This window comes from Sinisalibacter aestuarii (assembly GCF_027923545.1).
Classification (GTDB): Bacteria; Pseudomonadota; Alphaproteobacteria; order Rhodobacterales; family Rhodobacteraceae; genus Sinisalibacter; species Sinisalibacter aestuarii.
Genome location: NZ_BROH01000002.1, coordinates 367,309 through 386,641 on the forward strand (window position 1 = coordinate 367,309; position 19,333 = coordinate 386,641).

The 19,333-nt window shown below is 67.8% G+C and carries 14 protein-coding genes; 13 read left to right on the forward strand and 1 reads right to left on the reverse strand.

What is annotated here, in order from left to right; all coding sequences use genetic code 11:
* The first annotated feature begins 71 nt into the window (after window positions 1-71).
* The 11 genes from xdhA (at window position 72) to QMG28_RS06715 (ending at window position 12,579) form a co-directional block, all read left to right on the forward strand.
* Window positions 72-1,451, forward strand: coding sequence for a xanthine dehydrogenase small subunit (gene xdhA / locus QMG28_RS06665; RefSeq protein ID WP_281841431.1), 1,380 nt, complete (start codon window positions 72-74; stop codon window positions 1,449-1,451).
* Window positions 1,448-3,724, forward strand: a complete 2,277-nt coding sequence (gene xdhB / locus QMG28_RS06670; protein ID WP_281841432.1) for a xanthine dehydrogenase molybdopterin binding subunit — start codon at window positions 1,448-1,450, stop codon at window positions 3,722-3,724. The genes xdhA and xdhB overlap by 4 nt, the downstream gene beginning before the upstream one ends.
* Window positions 3,721-4,713 (forward strand): xanthine dehydrogenase accessory protein XdhC, encoded by a 993-nt coding sequence (gene xdhC, locus QMG28_RS06675; protein WP_281841433.1) that lies wholly within the window; start codon window positions 3,721-3,723, stop codon window positions 4,711-4,713. Before xdhB ends, xdhC begins: the two co-directional genes overlap by 4 nt.
* Window positions 4,688-6,205, forward strand: a complete 1,518-nt coding sequence (locus QMG28_RS06680) for an ABC transporter ATP-binding protein (protein ID WP_281841434.1) — start codon at window positions 4,688-4,690, stop codon at window positions 6,203-6,205. The genes xdhC and QMG28_RS06680 overlap by 26 nt, the downstream gene beginning before the upstream one ends.
* Complete coding sequence (locus QMG28_RS06685) at window positions 6,202-7,293, forward strand: ABC transporter permease (RefSeq protein ID WP_281841435.1); 1,092 nt, start codon at window positions 6,202-6,204, stop codon at window positions 7,291-7,293. The genes QMG28_RS06680 and QMG28_RS06685 overlap by 4 nt, the downstream gene beginning before the upstream one ends.
* Window positions 7,293-8,216: an ABC transporter permease gene (locus tag QMG28_RS06690; protein ID WP_281841436.1), complete on the forward strand. Its 924-nt coding sequence runs from the start codon at window positions 7,293-7,295 to the stop codon at window positions 8,214-8,216. Before QMG28_RS06685 ends, QMG28_RS06690 begins: the two co-directional genes overlap by 1 nt.
* Window positions 8,217-8,242: 26 nt before the next feature.
* Window positions 8,243-8,992, forward strand: coding sequence for an ion transporter (locus QMG28_RS06695; protein ID WP_281841437.1), 750 nt, complete (start codon window positions 8,243-8,245; stop codon window positions 8,990-8,992).
* Window position 8,993: 1 nt separating this feature from the next.
* Entirely contained in the window at window positions 8,994-10,070 is a 1,077-nt protein-coding gene (locus QMG28_RS06700) for a BMP family ABC transporter substrate-binding protein (RefSeq protein ID WP_281841438.1), read from the forward strand.
* Window positions 10,071-10,205: 135 nt separating this feature from the next.
* Window positions 10,206-10,997, forward strand: a complete 792-nt coding sequence (locus tag QMG28_RS06705) for an EF-hand domain-containing protein (RefSeq protein WP_281841439.1) — start codon at window positions 10,206-10,208, stop codon at window positions 10,995-10,997.
* A gap of 122 nt (window positions 10,998-11,119) precedes the next feature.
* Complete coding sequence (locus QMG28_RS06710; RefSeq protein ID WP_281841440.1) at window positions 11,120-11,470, forward strand: DUF1801 domain-containing protein; 351 nt, start codon at window positions 11,120-11,122, stop codon at window positions 11,468-11,470.
* A 38-nt stretch (window positions 11,471-11,508) separates the two neighbouring features.
* Window positions 11,509-12,579, forward strand: a complete 1,071-nt coding sequence (locus tag QMG28_RS06715; RefSeq protein ID WP_281841441.1) for an NAD(P)/FAD-dependent oxidoreductase — start codon at window positions 11,509-11,511, stop codon at window positions 12,577-12,579.
* Between the two features lie 61 nt (window positions 12,580-12,640).
* On the opposite strand, the gene QMG28_RS06720 is transcribed toward QMG28_RS06715, so the two are convergent.
* Window positions 12,641-15,226 carry a cation-translocating P-type ATPase gene (locus tag QMG28_RS06720; RefSeq protein WP_281841442.1) on the reverse strand — a complete coding sequence of 862 codons (2,586 nt, stop codon included), beginning with the start codon at window positions 15,224-15,226 and terminating at the stop codon, window positions 12,641-12,643.
* 198 nt (window positions 15,227-15,424) lie between these two features.
* Here QMG28_RS06720 and QMG28_RS06725 point away from each other — a divergent pair, with 198 nt between their 5' ends.
* Both QMG28_RS06725 and QMG28_RS06730 read left to right on the forward strand, forming a co-directional pair.
* Window positions 15,425-18,106, forward strand: a complete 2,682-nt coding sequence (locus QMG28_RS06725) for a bifunctional acetate--CoA ligase family protein/GNAT family N-acetyltransferase (RefSeq protein WP_281841443.1) — start codon at window positions 15,425-15,427, stop codon at window positions 18,104-18,106.
* A gap of 106 nt (window positions 18,107-18,212) precedes the next feature.
* Entirely contained in the window at window positions 18,213-19,136 is a 924-nt protein-coding gene (locus tag QMG28_RS06730; RefSeq protein WP_281841444.1) for a histone deacetylase family protein, read from the forward strand.
* Window positions 19,137-19,333: the final 197 nt, after the last annotated feature.

Consider the following 19,333-nt stretch of genomic DNA (forward strand, 5'->3'; position numbering starts at 1 on the left):
ACGATAGACCGCCCCCTTCTACGCCGCATCGAAGGGGGACGGGGTCAACAGGGTAAGGCGGCGGGATTGTCATGGATATCGCGTTTCTTCTGAACGGAGAGACCGTCGAATTGCGTGGGGTCGATCCGACCGAAACCGCGCTCGACTGGCTGCGCGAGGCGCGCGGGCTTACCGGCACAAAGGAGGGCTGCAACGAGGGCGATTGCGGCGCCTGCACGGTGATGGTGACGGATGAGGCCGGCACCCGCGCGCTCAATGCCTGCCTGCTCTTCCTGCCCCAGCTCGACGGCAAGTCGCTCACCACGATCGAGGGGCTCGCCGCGCCCGATGGCAGCCTGCACCCGGTGCAGGAGGCGATGGTGGAGCATCACGGCAGCCAATGCGGCTTCTGCACGCCGGGCATCGTGATGAGCCTCGCCGCGGGCCAGATCGCGGGCGAGACGGATCACGACCGCCAGCTTGCGGGCAATCTCTGCCGCTGCACCGGCTATGCGCCGATTGCGCGCGCCGCCGATATCGCCTTGCGCAAGCCGGTGCCGAAATGGCTGCGCGATCTGCCCGGCGGCCCGGCGCACCGGCACGGCGACAACCCGCATCTGCCCCGCAGCATCGACGCGCTGGCGGATTACCTGATGACCCACCCCTATGCCCGCATCGTCGCCGGGGCGACGGATATCGGCCTGTGGGTGAACAAAGACATGCGCGATCTGGGCGAGGTGGTCTTCGTCTCGCAGATCGCCGAAATGGCCCGGATCGAAACCGCGCCCTACATGATCCGCATCGGCGCGGCGGCGACAATCGAGGCGCTGCGTCAGGAGATGGTGCAGCATCACCCGCATTTCGCCGCCATGCTCGCGCGCTTCGCCTCGGCGCAGGTGCGCGGCGCGGCGACGGTGGGCGGCAATATCGCCAACGGCTCGCCGATCGGCGACGGCCCGCCCGCGCTGATCGCGCTCGGGGCCACGCTGATCCTGCGCCGGGGCGAGGCGAGCCGCGAGATCCCGCTTGAGGATTTCTTCATCGACTACGGCAAGCAGGACCGGCAACCGGGCGAGTTCGTCGAGGCGATCACCATCCCGCGCATGCCAGGCGCGGCGGACCGGCTGAAGGTCTACAAGATTTCAAAAAGGTTCGATCAGGACATTTCAGCCGTGCTTGGAGCCTTCAATATCGCCGTGGAGGACGGAAAAGTGCAATCTGCCCGGATCGCCTTCGGCGGCATGGCGGGTGTGCCAAAACGTGCGGCGGCGGTCGAGGCGGCGCTGACCGGCCAGCCGTGGAGCCGCGAAACCATCGAGGCCGCGATGGCGCAGTTCGCCACCGATTTCACCCCGCTCGACGATCTGCGCGCCAGCGCCGGATACCGGCTGACGACGGCGGCAAACCTGCTCCTGCGCTACTGGCTCGAAGATCAGGGCGTGGCGGTGTCGCTTCAGGAGGTGCATTCATGAGCGTCGCCAGGCCCCTGCCCCATGACAGCGCGCGCGGCCACGTGACCGGCGCGGCGCGTTACATTGACGATATCCCGATGCCCGCCGGCACGCTGCACCTTGCCTTCGGCCTCAGCCATGAGGCGCGCGGCGTCATCGTCTCGGCCGATCTCTCCGCCGTGCGCAGCGCTCCCGGCGTGATGGCGGTGCTGACGGCGGCCGATCTCGACCGGCCCGCCGATTGCTCGCCCTCGGCCCATGACGAGCCGCTGCTCGCCACCGGCGAGGTGCACTACCACGGCCAGCCGATCTTCCTCGTCATCGCCACCAGCCACCGCGCGGCGCGGGCGGCGGCGCGGCGTGCCAGGGTCGAGATCGACCCGCGCCCGGCGCTCATCACCATCGACGAGGCGCTCGCCGCCGAAAGCTACTTCGAAGGCGGCCCGCTCACCTGGGCGCGCGGCGACGTGGAGGCGGCGCTGACCGGGGCCGCCCATGTGATCGAAGGCGAGATCGAGATCGGTGGCCAGGAGCATTTCTACCTCGAAGGTCAGGCCGCGCTCGCCCTCCCCGGCGAAGCGGGCGAGATGTTCATCTCCAGCTCGACCCAGCACCCGAGCGAGATCCAGCACAAGGTGGCCGAGGCGCTCGGCGTGCAGATGAACGCGGTCCGGGTCGAAACCCGGCGCATGGGCGGCGGCTTTGGCGGCAAGGAGAGCCAGGGCAACGCGCTGGCCATCGCCTGCGCCGTGGCGGCGCAGAAAACCGGCAAGCCCTGCAAGATGCGCTACGACCGCGACGACGACATGGTCATCACCGGCAAGCGCCACGATTTCCGCATCCGCTACCGGGCGGGCGTGAATACCGGCGGGCGGCTGGTCGGGGTCGATTTCACCCATTACGTGCGCGCCGGGTGGAGCGCCGATCTCACCCTGCCGGTGGCCGACCGGGCGATGCTGCATGCCGACAACGCCTATTTCATCCCGGCGATCCGGATCGAAAGCCACCGGCTGCGCACCAACACCGCCTCTGCCACCGCCTTTCGCGGCTTCGGCGGCCCGCAGGGCATGGTGGGCATCGAGCGGGTGATGGACCACATCGCCCATGCGCTCGGGCTCGATCCGCTCGCGGTGCGGCGCAAGAACTTCTACACCAAGACCAAGGTGCAGGAGACCCATTACGGCCAGCCCGTGACCGGCTTCGTCCTGCCCGATATCGTGAAGGTGCTGGTCGACTCGTCGGATTACGAAAACCGCCGCGCGGCGATCCGCGACTGGAATGCCGGGAGCGAGACGATCAAGCGCGGCATCGCGCTCACGCCGGTGAAATTCGGCATCAGCTTCACGCTCACCCATCTCAACCAGGCGGGCGCGCTGGTGCATGTGTATCAGGACGGGTCGATCCACCTCAATCACGGCGGCACCGAGATGGGACAGGGCCTGTTTCAGAAGGTGGCGCAGGTGGCGGCGGCGAGCTTCGGCGTCGGGCTCGGCCAGGTGCAGATCACCGCGACCGATACCCACAAGGTGCCCAACACCTCCGCCACCGCCGCCTCTTCCGGCTCCGATCTCAACGGCATGGCGGTGAAGGCCGCCTGCGACGAGATCCGCGGCCGGATGGCCCGCTATCTGGCGCAGAAGCACGGGCTGAAGCCCCGGCATGTGGGCTTCAAGGGCGGCAAGGTGAAGCTGGGCAATATGCGTCTGTCCTTCGCCGAGGCCGCGCAGGAATGCTACGAGGGCCGGGTGAGCCTTTCGGCCACCGGGTTTTACAAAACGCCCGATGTGTCGTGGGACCGCGCCACCGGCACCGGCCATCCGTTCTACTATTTCGCCCATGGCGCGGCGGTGACGGAAGTGGCGATCGACACGCTCACCGGCGAATACCGGATGCTGCGCGCCGACATCCTGCACGATGTGGGCGAAAGCCTGAACCCGGCGCTGGATACCGGCCAGATCGAGGGCGGCTTCGTCCAGGGCGTCGGCTGGCTCACCACCGAGGAACTGGTGTGGGACGACAGGGGCCGCCTCGCCACCCATGCGCCCTCGACCTACAAGATCCCCACCGCCTCCGACCGGCCGGAGGTGTTCAACGTCGCGCTCTGGGGCCAGCCCAACACGGTGCCGACGATCTACCGCTCCAAGGCGGTGGGCGAGCCGCCGCTGATGCTGGGCATCTCGGCGTTGATGGCGCTGTCCGACGCGGTCGCGGCCTGCGGCAATGCCTACCCGCTGCTTGACGCGCCGGCCACGCCCGAACGGGTGCTGCGGGCGGTGCAGAAGGTGCGCGGGTGAGCCTCGACCGCACGGCTCTGGCGCAGGCCGTGGCCCGCCACGGCGCGGTGGTGCGCATCGTGGTGGCCGAGGTGCAGGGCTCCGCCCCGCGCGACACCGGCACGTCCATGCTGGTCTGGGCCGACGGCGAGGACGGCACCATCGGCGGCGGGACGCTGGAATACGACGCCACCGCCGCCGCGCGAGACATGCTGGCGCGGGGCGAGGCGCGGCGGTTTCGCACCGCGCTGCTCGGCCCCGATCTCGGCCAGTGCTGCGGCGGGGCGGTGGCGCTGTTGTACGAGCGCTGGGATAGTGCGGCTCTGGCCGGCATTGGCGACGGGCTGCACCTGCGCGCGGCAACCGAAACCGCCCCCGCAACGCCGCCCCTCGCCGCCGAGCGCCTGCGCGCGCAGGCACGCCATTCGGGCGCGCGCCCGGACCCCCGGCTGATCGACGGCTGGTTCGCCGAACCCGTCACCGGCCCCGCCACCCCGGTCTGGATCTGGGGGGCGGGCCATGTGGGCCGGGCGCTTGTCGCCACGCTCGCGACCCTGCCGGATCTGTCGCTCACCTGGGTCGACACCGCGCCCGAACGCTTTCCCGACACGATTCCCGCAGGCGTCACCGCCCTGCCCGCCCCCGAGATCGCCACCGCCGCGCGCCTGGCGCCGCCCGGCGCCCACCACCTCGTGCTCACCTTCTCGCACGCGCTCGATTTCGCGCTCTGCGATGCGCTGCTGCATCACGGATTCGCCTCGCTCGGCCTGATCGGCTCGGCGACGAAATGGGCACGCTTCCGCACACGTCTTAGGCAGGCGGGCCATGGCGACGCCGCAATCGGGCGCATCCAGTGCCCGATCGGGGTGAAAGCGCTGGGAAAACATCCCCAGGCCATTGCCGTGGGCGTTGCCTACGGTCTACTCATGGGAGTGGCGAAAAAAGAGGCAACGCGCCCGGCGCCGCACGAACAGGGGGACGGGGATGACGGACGCGCTGCTGACGCTTGAAGGTCTGACCAAGGCCTATCCCGGCGTGATCGCCAATTCGGACGTATCCTTTTCCATCAAGCCCGGCGAAGTCCATGCCCTGCTGGGCGAAAACGGCGCCGGCAAGTCGACGCTGGTGAAAACCATCTACGGGCTGGTGAAGCCCGACACGGGCCGCATGATGCTGAACGGCGCCGAATTCTCCCCCGCCAATCCGCGCGCCGCACGCGCCGCCGGGGTGGCGATGGTGTTTCAGCATTTCTCGCTGTTCGAAGCCCTGAACGTGGCCGAGAATATCGCCCTCGGCATGGACAACCCGCCGCCCACCGGCGAATTGGCTGGCCGCATCCGCGACGTGAGCGAAGCCTATGGCCTGCCGCTCGATCCGGGCCGGATGGTGGGCGATCTGTCGGCGGGCGAGCGCCAGCGGGTCGAGATCATCCGCTGCCTGCTGCAAAACCCGCGCCTGCTGATCATGGACGAACCCACCTCGGTGCTCACCCCGCAGGAGGTGGACATCCTGTTTCACACCCTGCGCAAGCTGGCCGGCGAAGGCACGTCGATCCTGTATATCAGCCACAAGCTCGAAGAGATCCGCAGCCTGTGCGAAGACGCCACGGTGCTGCGGCTGGGCAAGGTGGTGGCCACCTGCGACCCGCGTGAGAAGACGGCGCGGGAACTGGCCGAGATGATGGTGGGCACCAGCCTGCACACGCCCGAACGCGAGGGCGGCGAAACCGGCGAGGTGCTGCTCAGCGTCGCCGGGCTGTCGCTGCCCGCACCCTCGGATTTCGGCACGCCGCTCAAGGACATCTCGTTCGATCTGCGCGCGGGCGAGGTGCTGGGGATCGGCGGCGTTGCCGGCAACGGGCAGGACGAATTGCTGGCCGCCCTCTCGGGCGAGCGCGCCGTGCCGCCCGGGATGGTGCGCTTCAAGGGGCGCGACATTGGCCGGCTGCGGCCCAATGCCCGCCGGGCGCTCGGCCTGCTCGCCGCTCCGGAAGAGCGGCTGGGCCATGCCGCCGCGCCCGAAATGAGCCTGACGGAAAACGCGCTTCTCACCGGCGATACCCGCGAACAGCTCACGTCCAACGGCTTCATCAAATGGGGCAAGGTGCGCGATTTCGCCGCCCGGGTGATCGATGCATTCGACGTGCGCACGCCGGGCACCGAGACTGCGGCGGGCGCGCTGTCGGGCGGCAATTTGCAGAAATTCGTGATCGGGCGCGAGATCCTGCAACGCCCCGAAGTGTTCGTGGTGAACCAGCCCACCTGGGGCGTGGACGCCGCCGCCGCCGCCGCGATCCGGCAGGCGATCCTCGATCTGTCGGCCAAGGGCGCGGGCGTGATCGTGATCAGCCAGGATCTCGACGAGCTGATGGAAATCTCCGACCATTTCACCGCACTGAACGAGGGCCGGATCGCAAGGATCCGCCCGGCGCGCGACCTCACCATCGACGAGATCGGCCTGATGATGGGCGGCGCACATGACATGGCGGAGGCGATCGTATGAATATCCGGCTGGAAAAACGCCCCGCCCCTTCGCGCATGTTGCTCGCGCTGACGCCGCTGCTCGCGGTGGTGGCGACGATGATCGCGGGCGGGATCATGTTCTGGGCGCTCGGCGCCAACCCCGCCGAGGCGATCCGCACGATCTTCTGGGATCCGCTGTTCGATGAAACCTTCGGCGCCTATTCCCGCCCGCAGCTTCTGGTCAAGGCCGGGCCGCTGATCCTGATCGCCATCGGCCTCGCGCTCGGCTTCAGGGCCGGGATCTGGAATATCGGCGCGGAAGGGCAATACATCATCGGCGCCGTGGTCGGCGCCGGCGTAGGCCTGGCCTTCTATCCCACGGAAAACAGGCTGATCTTTCCGCTCATGGTGGTGGCGGGCGCGTTTGGCGGCTGGGCCTGGGCAATGATCCCGGCCATCCTCAAGACGCGCTTCGGCACCAATGAAATCCTCGTCTCGCTGATGCTGGTCTACGTCGCCGAGAATATCCTCGCCTCCGTCTCATCAGGGCTTTTGAAAAACCCCGACGGCATGGGCTTTCCCGGCTCGCGCAACCTCGCGCGCGACTATCCGGCGGCCTCCAACCTCGAACTCATCCCCAATTCGGGCATGCACTGGGGCGTGGTCGCGGCCTTCGTCGCGGTGATCTTCGCCTATGTGCTGATGACCCGGCACAAGATGGGCTTTGCCATCCGGCTCACCGGCGAGGCCCCGCGCGCGGCGCGCTTCGCCGGGGTCTCGCCCACCCGGCTCGTGCTGTTCGCGCTCGGCACGGCAGGGGCGCTGGCGGGCATGGCCGGGCTGTTCGAGGTATCCGGTCCCGCCGGCCAGATCTCGATCGACTTCGGCTCGGGCTACGGCTTTACCGCGATCATCGTCGCCTTTCTCGGGCGGCTGCACCCGGTGGGCATTCTGCTCGCCGGGCTGCTGATGGCGCTCACCTATATTGGCGGCGAGCTGGCGCAGCTCATGCTGGGGATGCCCGCCGCCGCGATCCAGCTGTTCCAGGGGATGCTGCTGTTTTTCCTGCTGGCGATGGACGTTTTCGCCAATTACCGCATCCGTATCGGACAGAGGGAGGTGGCGTGATGGAGCTCGGCCAGATTAACCCGATCCTGCTCATCGCCTCGCTGATGGTCGCCTCGACCCCGATCCTGCTGGCCGCAATCGGCGAGATGGTGGTGGAAAAGGCGGGTGTGCTGAACCTCGGCGTCGAGGGGATGATGATCACCGGCGCGGTGGTCGGCTTCGTCACGGCGGTGAATTCCACCAGCCCGGTGCTCGGCTTCATCGCCGCCGCCTGCGCCGGTGCGGGGCTGAGCCTGCTCTTCGCACTCGTCACCCAGTATCTGAAGTCGACACAGGTCGCGACCGGCCTTGCGCTCACGCTGTTCGGCCTTGGCCTCTCGTCGCTGATCGGCAAGCCCTATGCCGGGATGAAGGCCCCGCCGCTCGGCAAGATGCACATCCCCGGCCTGTCGGAAATCCCGGTTCTCGGCCCGATCCTGTTTCAGCACGACCCGATGGTCTACCTCTCGGTCCTGCTCGTCGCCGCCGTCTGGGCCTGGCTCAAATACAGCCGCTCCGGCCTGATCCTGCGCGCGGTGGGCGAAAACCACGCCGCCGCCCATGCGCTCGGCTACAAGGTGGTGCGGGTGCGCATCCTCGCCATCCTCTTCGGTGGCGCGACGGCGGGGCTGGGCGGAGCCTATGTGAGCCTGGTGCGCGTGCCGCAATGGGTCGAGGGGATGACGGCGGGCGCCGGCTGGATCGCGCTGGCCATCGTCGTCTTCGCCTCCTGGCGGCCCTGGCGGGTGCTGCTCGGCGCCTACCTTTTCGGCGGCGTCTCGGTGCTGCAGCTCAACCTGCAGGCAGCGGGCGTGGCGATCCCGGTCGAATACCTGTCGATGTCGCCCTACCTTGTCACGATCCTCGTGCTGGTCATAATCTCGCTGCGCGGCAATCACGGCGCTCCGGGATCGCTCGGGCGGGTGTTCCATGCGTCGCACTAGCTGCAGGCGGCCAGACAGGGGGACAAGTGAAACGGCACGAGATCATCGCGCTGCTCGACGGCGACCACGAGCGCCACGGCAACAAGGTCGGCCTCGCGATCGACACGCTGATCGTGCTGTCGGCCATCTCGATCGCCCTCGAAACCGAGCCGTCGCTGCCGGCGGCCCTGCGCACCTGGCTGCGCGGGTTCGAAATCTTCGTCCTCGCGGTGTTCAGCCTCGAATATATCGTCCGTGTCTGGGCGTCGCCGAAACCGCTGCGCTACATCTTCAGCATCTGGGGCGTGATCGACCTGATGTCGATCCTGCCCGCCATCGCCTTTCTCAACCCGCATTGGCAGGCGCTGCGTGCGCTCAGGCTCGTGCGCCTGCTGAAGCTGTTCCGCACCTCGCGCTCGCTCGAACGGCTGGCGACAGCGCTCGGCAATGTGCGCGGCGAGCTGATGGTCTTCGGCGCGATCTGGGCGCTGATGCTCTATGTCGGCGCGGTCGGCATCTTCCTGTTCGAGCACGACGCCCAGCCCGAAGCCTTTTCGTCGATCATGACCAGCCTGTGGTGGGCGGTGGCAAGCTTCACCACGGTGGGCTACGGCGACATGGTGCCGATCACCACCGGCGGGCGGATCTTCACCACCCTGGTCCTCTTCATCGGTCTTGGCATCATCGCGGTGCCGGCGGCCATCGTGACGACGGCCCTGCTCGAAGCGGCACCCGGCCCGCGCAGGCACCCGGACGCGCCTCATCCCAAACCTGACGAAACCAACAACGGAGAGTAACATGCACCTTCTCAAAACCCTCGCGGCCAGCGCCGCCCTGGCCGTCGGCTTTGCCGGCGCCGCCGCGGCGCAGGACCCGGTCAAGGTCGGCTTCATCTATGTCGGCCCGGTCGGCGACGGTGGCTGGACCTATGAACACGAGCAAGGCCGGCTGGCCGTCGAAGCGCATTTCGGCGACGCGGTCGAGACCGTGATTCAGGAAAATGTGCCCGAAGGGGCCAACGCCGAGGCCGCGATCACTCGCATGGCCGTGTCGGGCGCCGATCTGATCTTCACCACCTCATTCGGTTTCATGGACCCGACCATCGCCGTCGCCGAGAAGTTTCCGGATGTGAAATTCGAGCACGCGACCGGTTACAAGACCGCCGACAATGTCGGCGTCTATTCCGCCCGCTTCTATGAGGGCCGCGCCGTTCAGGGCACCATCGCCGGGCACCTGACGCAGTCGAACATCATCGGCTATATCGGCTCCTTCCCGATCCCGGAAGTGATCCGAGGCATCAACTCGGCCTATATCCACGCCAAGAAGGTCAACCCCGACGTTCAGTTCAAGATCATCTGGGCCTATACCTGGTTCGACCCGACGAAAGAGGCTGATGCCGCGAAGGCGCTGATCGACCAGGGCGCGGACGTGATCCTGCAGCATACCGACTCGACCGCACCGCAGGCGGCTGCGCAGGAAGCCGGTGGTGTCTATACCTTCGGACAGGCCTCCGACATGTCCGAATACGCGCCGATGCCGCGGGTCTCGTCGATCATCGACAACTGGGCGCCCTACTACATCGCCCGCACCCAGGCCGTGATCGACGGCACATGGGAAAGCGACAACACCTGGGACGGCATCGGCCCGGGCATGGTGGGGATCGGCGAGATTTCCGACGCAGTGCCGGCGGAAGTGAAGGCCGAGGCGCTGGCGCTGAAAGACGCGATCGCCTCGGGCGAATACCATCCCTTCACCGGCCCGCTGAACCGGCAGGACGGCTCGGCCTGGCTCGCCGAGGGCGAAGTGGCCGATGACGGCACGCTGGTGGGAATGGACTTCTTCGTCGAAGGCATCGTGGGCGAGATCCCCAACTGATCGCCGCCCCGGCAAACCCTGCAAAGGCCCCGCTCCGTGCGGGGCCTTTTCATGACAGATTGTCGCAGCCGCGCCGGAACCCGGCCCGCGCTCCGTTTCATGCCTGACAACAACGCACGAACCGGAGGACTTCTGATGAAACGCACCGCCATTCTTTCCGCCACGATCCTCGCCCTCGCCCTGCCCCTGTCGGCAGGTGCACAGAGCTTCAACCCTGGCGCAAACTTCCTCACCAACTGGGACGACAACGGCGACGGCAAAGTGACCGTCGAAGAAGTGCTCGACCGGCGCGGCATTCTGTTCGACTCTTTCGACGCCGACGAAAACGGCATTCTCTCCGCCGAAGAACTGGCCGATCACAACGCGATGCGCGATGCGATGCAGGACGCGCAGGACCGGCCCGACACCGCCTGGCGCGGCCAGGGCTATCAGGATGGCTTTGGCCGGGGTCCGGGCGGTCAGGGCCGTGGCCGGCAGCTCGGCGGTTTCCCGGGCGGAAGCCGGATGCAGGGGCCGCAGGGCTATGGCTACCAACAGGCGCAGCCGGGCTGGGGCCCGATGGGCGGCCCGCAAGGTGGCTGGGGCCAGCCGCAAGGCTACGGTTATGGCGCCGGTCCGGGCTGGGGGCCGCAACAGGGCTGGGGCCCGCAGCAGGGTTGGGGTCCGCAACAGCCGGGCTGGGGCCAGCCCCAGGGCTGGAACATGGGGCCGCAGCAGGGCATGGGCCAGCCGCAAGGCTTCGGCCAGCCCGGCATGGGGCCGCAGAACATGCAGCAGCAGATGGGCCTCGGGCTCGACGCTGACGGCGACGGCCGGATCAGCCGCGACGAATTCGTGAAGGCCGGCGAAGGCTGGCTGCCGCGGTTCGACCGCAATGGCGACGGCACGGTCGACGCGGCCGACTTCCCGACCGCCCCGCAGCAATAAAAACCACCGCCGCCGGGCGTCCCCTGGCCCGGCAAGGCCCCGCGTGCCGATCCTCCACGCGGGGCCTTTTCCTGCGCGCCACCCCCTTCCCCTCGCCCATGCACCATGTCAGGGTCGCCCGCATGGACGATTGGCCTTCGATATCCGCCGCCCTTGTCGCGGTGATCCGCACCGCGCTTCCCGAGGCGGTCGAGGACGTGAAATGGAACGCGCCGAGCTTTGCCATCGACGGGCAGCATCTGGTCACGCTGATGCGGCCCAAACATGGCGGCGCGCGGGTGGTTCTGCACCGCGATGCGAAGGCGGTCGACACCAAGACGGGCACGCGCCTGCTCGCCATCGCCGACTCGCGGCTGAGATGGGCAACCGACCAGCGGGCGCAAATCGGCTTCGCATCGCTTGCCGAGGTCGAAGCCGGTGCCGACTGGCTCGCCGGACTGGTGCGGGACTGGGTGCGCGCAGCGCGGGATTGAGCCTTTCTTCCGCGCCGGCCCCGTGCCAGAACGCGACCATGGACGATTTTCTCATCATCGGCGGCGGCATCGCCGGCCTCTCCGCAGGCGCCCGGCTCGCCGCCCTCGGCACCGTCACCCTGCTCGAAGCGGAAGACGCGCTCGCCTACCATGCCTCGGGCCGCTCCGCCGCGCTTTACGAGGCCGAATACGGCCGCCCCTCCACCGTCGCCCTCGCCCGCGCCTCGCGCGATGAATTCATGTCGACCCCGGGTCTGCTCAGCCCCCGCGGCCTGATGTTCGTCGCCGCCCCCGGCGAGGAAGCGGCGCTGGCCGCCGATCTGGCCGAGATCGACCTCGCCCCGATCTCGCCTGCCGAGGCGCAGGCGCTGGTGCCGGTGCTCGACCCGGCCAGGATCGCCGGCGCCGGCTATCACGAGGCGTCGTGGGATATCGACACCGATCTGATGCTTCAGGCCTATGCCCGCAGCCTGCGCGCGCATGGACGGATCGTCACCCGTGCCCGCGTCAGCGCCATTGCCCGCACCGGCACCGGCTGGGCCGTCACCGCCGGCGCCGAGACCTACGAGGCGCGCCAGATCGTCAATGCCGCCGGCGCCTGGGCCGACGAGATTGCCGCGCTTGCGGGGCTGCCGCCAATCGGCCTCACCCCGAAACGCCGCTCCATCGCCCGCGTCGCCGCCCCCGAAGGGCATGACCCGGCGCGCTGGCCGATGACCATCGGCGCGGGGGAGACGTGGTATATGAAGCCCGATGCCGGCGCGCTGCTGATCTCGCCCGCCGAGGAAGACCCCACCACCCCACATGACGCCTGGGCCGACGACATGGTGCTGGCCGAAGGCATCGCGCGCTGGGAAGCGGTGGTGACCACGCCGGTGGACCGGATGATCGCCAACTGGGCCGGCCTGCGCACCTTCGCACCCGACGGCAACCTCGTGCTCGGCCCCGACAAGCGCGACGCAAGCTTCATCTGGTCGGCGGGGCAAGGCGGCTACGGCTTCCTCTCCGCCCCCGCCGCCTCGCAACTCGTCGCCGACCGGGTGGCGGGCCGCAAAAGCCCGCTCGACGCCGAAACCCTCAACGCCACCGACCCCGTCCGCTTCGCCTGATCCCCTTCATCTTGCCTCAAAGATCCCGGGGGGTCCGGGGGGCTGGCCCCCCGGCCCTGCCCTATCCGTTCGTCCGCCGCCGGATCATCTTCACCGCTTCCGGCACCACCAGCAGCGGCAGCGCGAACAGCGCGATCATCTGCCAGTGCTCCCAGCCGAGCGGTGCGGCGCGCAAAAGCTGTTGCAGCGGCGCCCAGTAGACGGCGGCAAGCTGCGCGCCGACCATGGCAAGCAGCGCAAGGATCAGCAGACGGTTGGAAAACCAGCCGATCTCGGTGCAGGAATGGTGGAAGGACCGGAATGCGAAAACCGAGATCTTCTCGAAAAACACCATCGCGGTGAAGGCCACCGTGCGCGCCACCGCCTCATCGGCACCCGCGCCGAGGAAATGATAAAAGATCCACAGACTCGCCGCGCCGGTATAGCTGCCGAAGGCGAGGATCATGGCAAAGCCCGCCTTGCCGATCACGCTCTCGTTCTTGCGCCGTGGCGGGCGGTTCATCGTATCGGGCGTGGCCTTCTCCAGCCCCAGCGCCACCGCCGTCACGCCATCGGTGATCAGGTTCATCCACAGGATCTGGGTGGCCAGAAAGATCAGCGGTCCGCCGATCAGGATATTCACGAGCAGCGCCACCACCTCGCCGGCATTGGACGACAGCAGGTAGCGCACGAATTTGCGCACATTCTCGAATTGCCGCCGCCCCTCGCGCACGGCGCGCACGATGGTGGCGAAATTGTCGTCGAGCAGCACCAGATCGGCGGCGTCCCTGGCCACGTCGGTGCCGCGCACGCCCATCGCCACGCCGATATCGGATTGCTTCAGCGCCGGCGCGTCGTTCACCCCGTCGCCGGTCATCGCCACGATCTGGCCCTTGGCCTGCAGCGCGCGCACCAGCCGCATCTTGTGCGCCGGCGCCGTGCGGGCAAAGAGCACCTTTGCCTCCAGCGCCGCGTCGAGTTCCTCGTCCGACAGCGCCTCGACATCGCGGCCGCTCAGCACCCGGTCGATCTCCAGCCCCACCATCCCGGCCACCGCTTTGGCCGTGGCCGCGCCGTCGCCGGTGATCATGATCACCCGTATCCCCGCCGCCCTGGCGGCCCGGATCGCCGCTTTCACCTCGGCGCGCGGCGGGTCCATCAGCCCGACGAAGCCGAGAAAGGTCAGATCCTGCTCATCAACGGGCGGCGTCGGACCCGGCTGGATAGCCTGGGCGAGCGCGATCACCCGCACGCCCTCGGCGGCAATCGCCTCATAAGCGGCGGTGAACCGCGCCCGCTCCCCGGCGGTGAGATCGCGTTCCTCGCCATCCAGACGATAGCGCGTTGCCCGTTCGAGGATACGTTCCGGCGCGCCTTTCACCTGCAGGATCCAGGCCCCGCGCCAGGCCGCCAGCACCGACATCCGCTTGCGCTCGGAGGTGAAGGGCAGCTCCGCCACCACCGGCTCGCCTTCGGGCACCGGGCACCAGCCCTTGTAGGCCAGCGTCACCAGAGCCGCCTCGGTGGGCGTGCCATGCATCGTCCAGCCGGTCTCGCCCCGCTCGATCCGCGCCCGGTTGCAGATCATCGCCGTCTCAAGCAGGCGCGACAGCTCGTCATCATCCTCGGCGCGCACCCGCTGGCCGTCTTCCGTCTCGATATGCCCCGCCGGATCGTAGCCGCCGCCGGTCACCCGGTAGGCACCGCCCGGGGTCCAGATCCGGGTGGCGGTCATCTTGTCTTCGGTGAGCGTGCCGGTCTTGTCGGTGCAGATGACACTCGCCGCGCCCAGCGTCTCCACCGCCTGCAAGCGCCGCGCCAGCGCCTGCTTGCGCACCATCGCCGCCGCACCGAGCGCCAGCGTGATCGTGACCACCGCCGGCAGCCCCTCGAGCACGATCGCCACCGCGAGCGACAGCGCCATCAGAAACATCTCATGCAGCCCGTGGCCGGTATACAGCCCCGCCCCCGCCACCACCGCCGCAAGCCCGAGCGCGGCAATGGCCATCTGCCGGGCCAGCCCGGCGAGCACCACCTGCAGATGGGTGGTCTTCTCGCCGACCGAGGTGGTCAGTTCGGCGATCTCGCCAAATGCCGTGGCCCGGCCCGTGGCCACCACCTGCGCCTCGGCATGGCCCGCCACCACGGCGGTGCCCATGAACAGCTTCGGCTCCGGGTCGCCGACCGATTTCGACACCGGCAGGGATTCGCCGGTGAGCGCGCTTTCGTCGACCCTGAGATCGACCGTGGTCAGCAAGTCCAGATCCGCCGGCACCTTGTCGCCCGCCGAGAGCAGCACCACGTCGCCGGGCACGATTTCGGCGGTGTCGATCAGCTCTTCAGAGCCATCGCGCAGCACCCGCGCCTTCTGCGCCAGCATCGAGCGCAGCGCCTCAAGCGCGTTTTCCGCCTGCCATTCCTGCACGAAGCCGAGAATGCCGTTGAGCACGACCACCAGCCCGATGGCAACCGCGTCGATCACCTCGCCCAGCGCCGCCGCGATCACCGCGGCGACGATCAGGATCACCACCAGAAGCCCGGTAAACTGGCGGGCGAGGATCGCGGCCCATGACACGCGCTTCGTCTCGCCCAGCGTGTTCGGCCCGTATTGCTCAAGCCGCGCGAGAGCCTCGGCGCTGGTCAGCCCATCGTTGCGTTTTACTTGCATCGCCGCCTCGTTTCTCGCCCGCCAAGTCTATCACATGGGAAAACCGGCGAAAGGGTGGCAGAGTGACGGGAAAAGGTGACTCGGGGCAAGTTTGTTGACCGATGTCAAAGAAGTTTCAATCGTTTCGGGCCTACTGCGCCCGGGAGGACAAGAAGGCCCGCCGGGTGAGGTATGCCCGGTCATAAGGAGCAGAATACGATGGATGCGAACCCCCTCGCAAAAATGATGAACCCAGGCGCGATCGCCATCTACGGCGCGTCCGAAAATGGCACGAGCGTCGGCAGCCGGGTGTTTTCGAACCTGCTGGCCGATGGGTTCGAGGGCAAGCTGTACCCGATCAACCCCAAGCACAAAAAGGTGCACGGGCTCGCCTGCTATCCCAGCGTTCTGGATGTGAGCGATGAGGTCGACCTGGCGGTGATCGCCACCCCCGCGCGCACCGTGCCGGGGATCATCCGCGATCTCGGCGAAGCCGGCGTCAAGAACGCGATCATCCTGTCGGCCGGGTTCGGCGAGGGCGGCGGCGACGGGGCGGAATACGAACAGGAACTGATCGCGGCGGCGCACCGCGCGGGCGTGCGCTTCATGGGGCCGAACTGCGTGGGCCTGGTGCGGCCCTGGCACAAGATGAACGCCACCTTCCTGCGCGCGGGCACGCCGAAGGGGCGGCTGGCGCTGATCAGCCAGTCCGGCGCGCTGAACTCGGCGATTTCCGACTGGGCGGGGCCGCATCACCTGGGCTTCTCGGCGCTGGTCAGCCTCGGCAACGCCACCAATATCGACTTCGGCGACGTGATGCAGTTTCTCGCCACCGATCCGCATACCGATGCGATCCTGCTCTATGTCGAAGGCATCCAGCACGCGCCCTCCTTCCTCTCGGCGATGCGCGCGACCACCCGGCTGAAGCCGGTGATCGTGCTCAAATCGGGCCGCCACGCGGCAAGCTCGAAGGCGGCCAGCACCCATACCGGCGCGCTGATGGGCGCGGATGACGTGTTTGACGCGGCGCTCAAGCAGACCGGCGCGGTGCGCGCCCTGTCCTTCGGCCAGCTCTTCGCGGCGGCCGAGATTCTCGGCTCCAACAAGCGCGCGAGCGGCAACCGCCTCGCCATCGTCACCAATGGCGGCGGCGCCGGCGTGCTTGCCGCCGACCGCGCCGGCGACACACGGGTGGATATCGCCGATCTGTCGCCCAGGACGCTGGAAAAGCTCGACGCGGTGCTGCCGAAATTCTGGAGCCACGGCAACCCGATCGACGTGCTCGGCGATGCCGGCGCAAAGGAATACGGCGCTGCGATCAAGGCCGCCTATGAAGACCCGAATGTCGACGGCCTGCTGGTGCTGCTGACGCCGCAGGCGATGACCGATGCCACCTCCATCGCGCGCGCGGTGATCGAGGCGCTGCCCAAGAAGCGCACCAAGCCGGTGCTCGCGAGCTTCATGGGCGAAACCTCGGTGGCGGAGGCGCGCGAGATCCTGTCGTCGAACGGGATCGCCGATTTCGCCACGCCGGAGCCCGCCGTTTCGGCCTTCTCCTATCTCGCGCAACACCACCGCAACCGGATCCTGGCGCTGGAAACGCCCTCGCCGATGTCGGAAACGCACCACCCCGACCTCGAAGGCGCGCGGATGATCGTCGATGCGGTTCTGGCCGATGACCGCGACATGCTGTCGGACATCGAATCGAAGGCGCTGATGCGCGCCTTCCACATCCCGGTGAACATGACGATCGAAGCCCATACCGAGCCCGAGGCGCTGGTGGCCGCCGAAACCGTGGGCTTTCCGGTGGCGATGAAGATCAACTCGCCCGATATCAGCCACAAATCCGATGTGGGCGGCGTGCGGGTGAACATCACCGATGCCGCCGAGGTCATGATCGCGTTCCGCGATATCGTCGCCTCGGCCAAGGCAGCCCGGCCCAATGCACGGATCAAGGGCGTGACCGTCGAGCCGATGTCGCAGCTCAAGGGTGCGCGCGAACTGGTGATCGGCGCGAGCCGCGACCGGGTGTTCGGGCCTACGATCCTGTTCGGCGCGGGCGGCACGATGGTGGAGGTGCTGAAAGACAGCTCCGTCGCCCTGCCGCCGCTCAACTCGGTGCTCGCCGACCGGCTGATCAACCGCACCAAGGTATCGCGCCTGCTCGACGCCTTCCGCGACCGCGAGGCGGTGGACCGGGACGCGGTGATCGACGTGCTGATGCGGGTCTCCGACATGGTCTGCGAATTGCCGCAGGTGGTCGAGCTCGATATCAACCCGCTCTTCGCCGGCCCGGGCGGCGTGCTCGCCGTGGATGCGCGGGTGAAGGTCGCCCGGCCCCCGGCGCGCAACGGGCGCTACGATCACGTGGCGATCCACCCCTATCCGCGCCACCTGATCTCGGAGGCGCACCTGGCCGACGGCACGCCGCTCATCATCCGCCCGATCCGGCCCGAAGATGCCGAGAGCGAGCAGAAATTCGTCCGCGAATTGTCGGACGAGGCCAAGATGTTCCGCTTCATGGGGGCGATCAACGAGCTCAGCCCGGAAATGCTGGTGCAATTCACCCAGATCGACTACCGCCGCGAAATGGCGCTCGTCGCGATGGCGCTGCACGAGGGCAAGGAGGAGCAGGTGGGCGTGGCGCGCTACGTCATCAATCCCGATGGCAAGAGCTGCGAATTCGCCATCGTCGTCGGCGACCAGATCCAGCATCAGGGGATCGGCACGCGGCTGATGAAGGCGCTGTTCTCCGCCGCGCGCGATCACGGGATGATAGTGATGGAGGGCACGGTGCTCAAGGCCAATGCGCCGATGCTCAAGCTCATGCACGAGCTTGGCTTCACCCAACGGATGGACCCGGACGATCCCGAGCTGGTGCTGGTGGAGCGCTATCTCTGACGGGGCCCGCGCGGCCCGCCGGGGTGAGTGAATTTGCCGCCGGATCATCCGCTTGCGGGCGGTCCGCGCGGCGCCTAACTTTGCCGGACCCCACAGGGAGGAAACGGTGCTCGGCCTGATTTCGCATTACGACTGCCACGACCATGTGACCGGCGATCTTCACCCCGATGCGCCGGTCCGGCTGGAGGCGATCACCAACCAGCTGATCGCCTCGGGCATGGATTACGTGCTACGCCACTACGATGCCCCGCTGGTGGCGCGGGCCGATCTCGAACGGGTGCATGACCCCGCCTATCTCGACCGCGTCTATGCCCTGGCCCCGGCCAGGGGCGCGCCGCCGGTGGAGATCGACGGCGACACGGTGATGAGCCCGGGCACCTTGCGCGCCGCCGAACGCGCGGCCGGCGCCGGGGTGATGGCCGTCGATCTGGTGATGAAGGGCGAAATGCGCGAGGTGTTCTGCGCCGTCCGCCCGCCGGGGCACCACGCGGTGCGCGGCCAGGCGATGGGCTTTTGCCTGTTCAACAACATCGCCGTGGCGGCAGCGCATGCGATGGATGTCTACGGGCTGGAGCGCGTCGCGGTGGTGGATTTCGACGTTCATCACGGCAACGGCACGGAAGATATTTTCCGCAACGACAAGCGGGTGCTGTTCTGCTCGTCCTTCCAGCACCCGTTCTATCCGTTTACGGGCCACGAGAAGGAAACCGAAAACCTGGTCGACGTGCCGCTGCCCGCCGGCACCGGCTCGGCCGAGTTCCGCGCGGCGATCAGCGAGCACTGGCTGCCGCATCTCGACAGGTTCAGGCCGCAGATGCTGTTCGTCTCCGCCGGGTTCGATGCGCATATGGCCGACGACATGTCATCGCTGGCGCTCACCGACGAGGATTATGGCTGGCTCACCACGGAACTGAAGAAGATCGCCGAACGCCATGCCGGGGGGCGGATCGTCTCGATGCTCGAAGGCGGCTACGAACCGCATGCGCTGGCCCGCTCGGTGATCAAGCATATCGACGCGCTGCTGGGGTAGCGCCGTAGCCCAGGCGATAAACGCTGAACCCCGCCTGATGGGCGGGGTTTTCGTTGCGATCACCCGAGTGCCGGTTTTCCGGTTTTCCGGTTTTCCGGTTTTCCGGTTTTCCGGTTTTCCGGTTTTCCGGTTTTCCGGTTTTCCGGTTTTCCGGTTTTCCGGTTTTCCGGTTTTCCGGTTTTCCGGTTTTCCGGTTT

Coding starts and splice junctions, on each gene's coding strand:
- xdhA (WP_281841431.1), top strand. CDS start 72: ATGGATATCGCGTTTCTTCTGAACGGAGAGACCGTCGAATTGCGTGGG.
- xdhB (WP_281841432.1), top strand. CDS start 1,448: ATGAGCGTCGCCAGGCCCCTGCCCCATGACAGCGCGCGCGGCCACGTG.
- QMG28_RS06680 (WP_281841434.1), top strand. CDS start 4,688: ATGACGGACGCGCTGCTGACGCTTGAAGGTCTGACCAAGGCCTATCCC.
- QMG28_RS06685 (WP_281841435.1), top strand. CDS start 6,202: ATGAATATCCGGCTGGAAAAACGCCCCGCCCCTTCGCGCATGTTGCTC.
- QMG28_RS06690 (WP_281841436.1), top strand. CDS start 7,293: ATGGAGCTCGGCCAGATTAACCCGATCCTGCTCATCGCCTCGCTGATG.
- QMG28_RS06700 (WP_281841438.1), top strand. CDS start 8,994: ATGCACCTTCTCAAAACCCTCGCGGCCAGCGCCGCCCTGGCCGTCGGC.
- QMG28_RS06705 (WP_281841439.1), top strand. CDS start 10,206: ATGAAACGCACCGCCATTCTTTCCGCCACGATCCTCGCCCTCGCCCTG.
- QMG28_RS06710 (WP_281841440.1), top strand. CDS start 11,120: ATGGACGATTGGCCTTCGATATCCGCCGCCCTTGTCGCGGTGATCCGC.
- QMG28_RS06715 (WP_281841441.1), top strand. CDS start 11,509: ATGGACGATTTTCTCATCATCGGCGGCGGCATCGCCGGCCTCTCCGCA.
- QMG28_RS06720 (WP_281841442.1), bottom strand. CDS start 15,226: ATGCAAGTAAAACGCAACGATGGGCTGACCAGCGCCGAGGCTCTCGCG.
- QMG28_RS06725 (WP_281841443.1), top strand. CDS start 15,425: ATGGATGCGAACCCCCTCGCAAAAATGATGAACCCAGGCGCGATCGCC.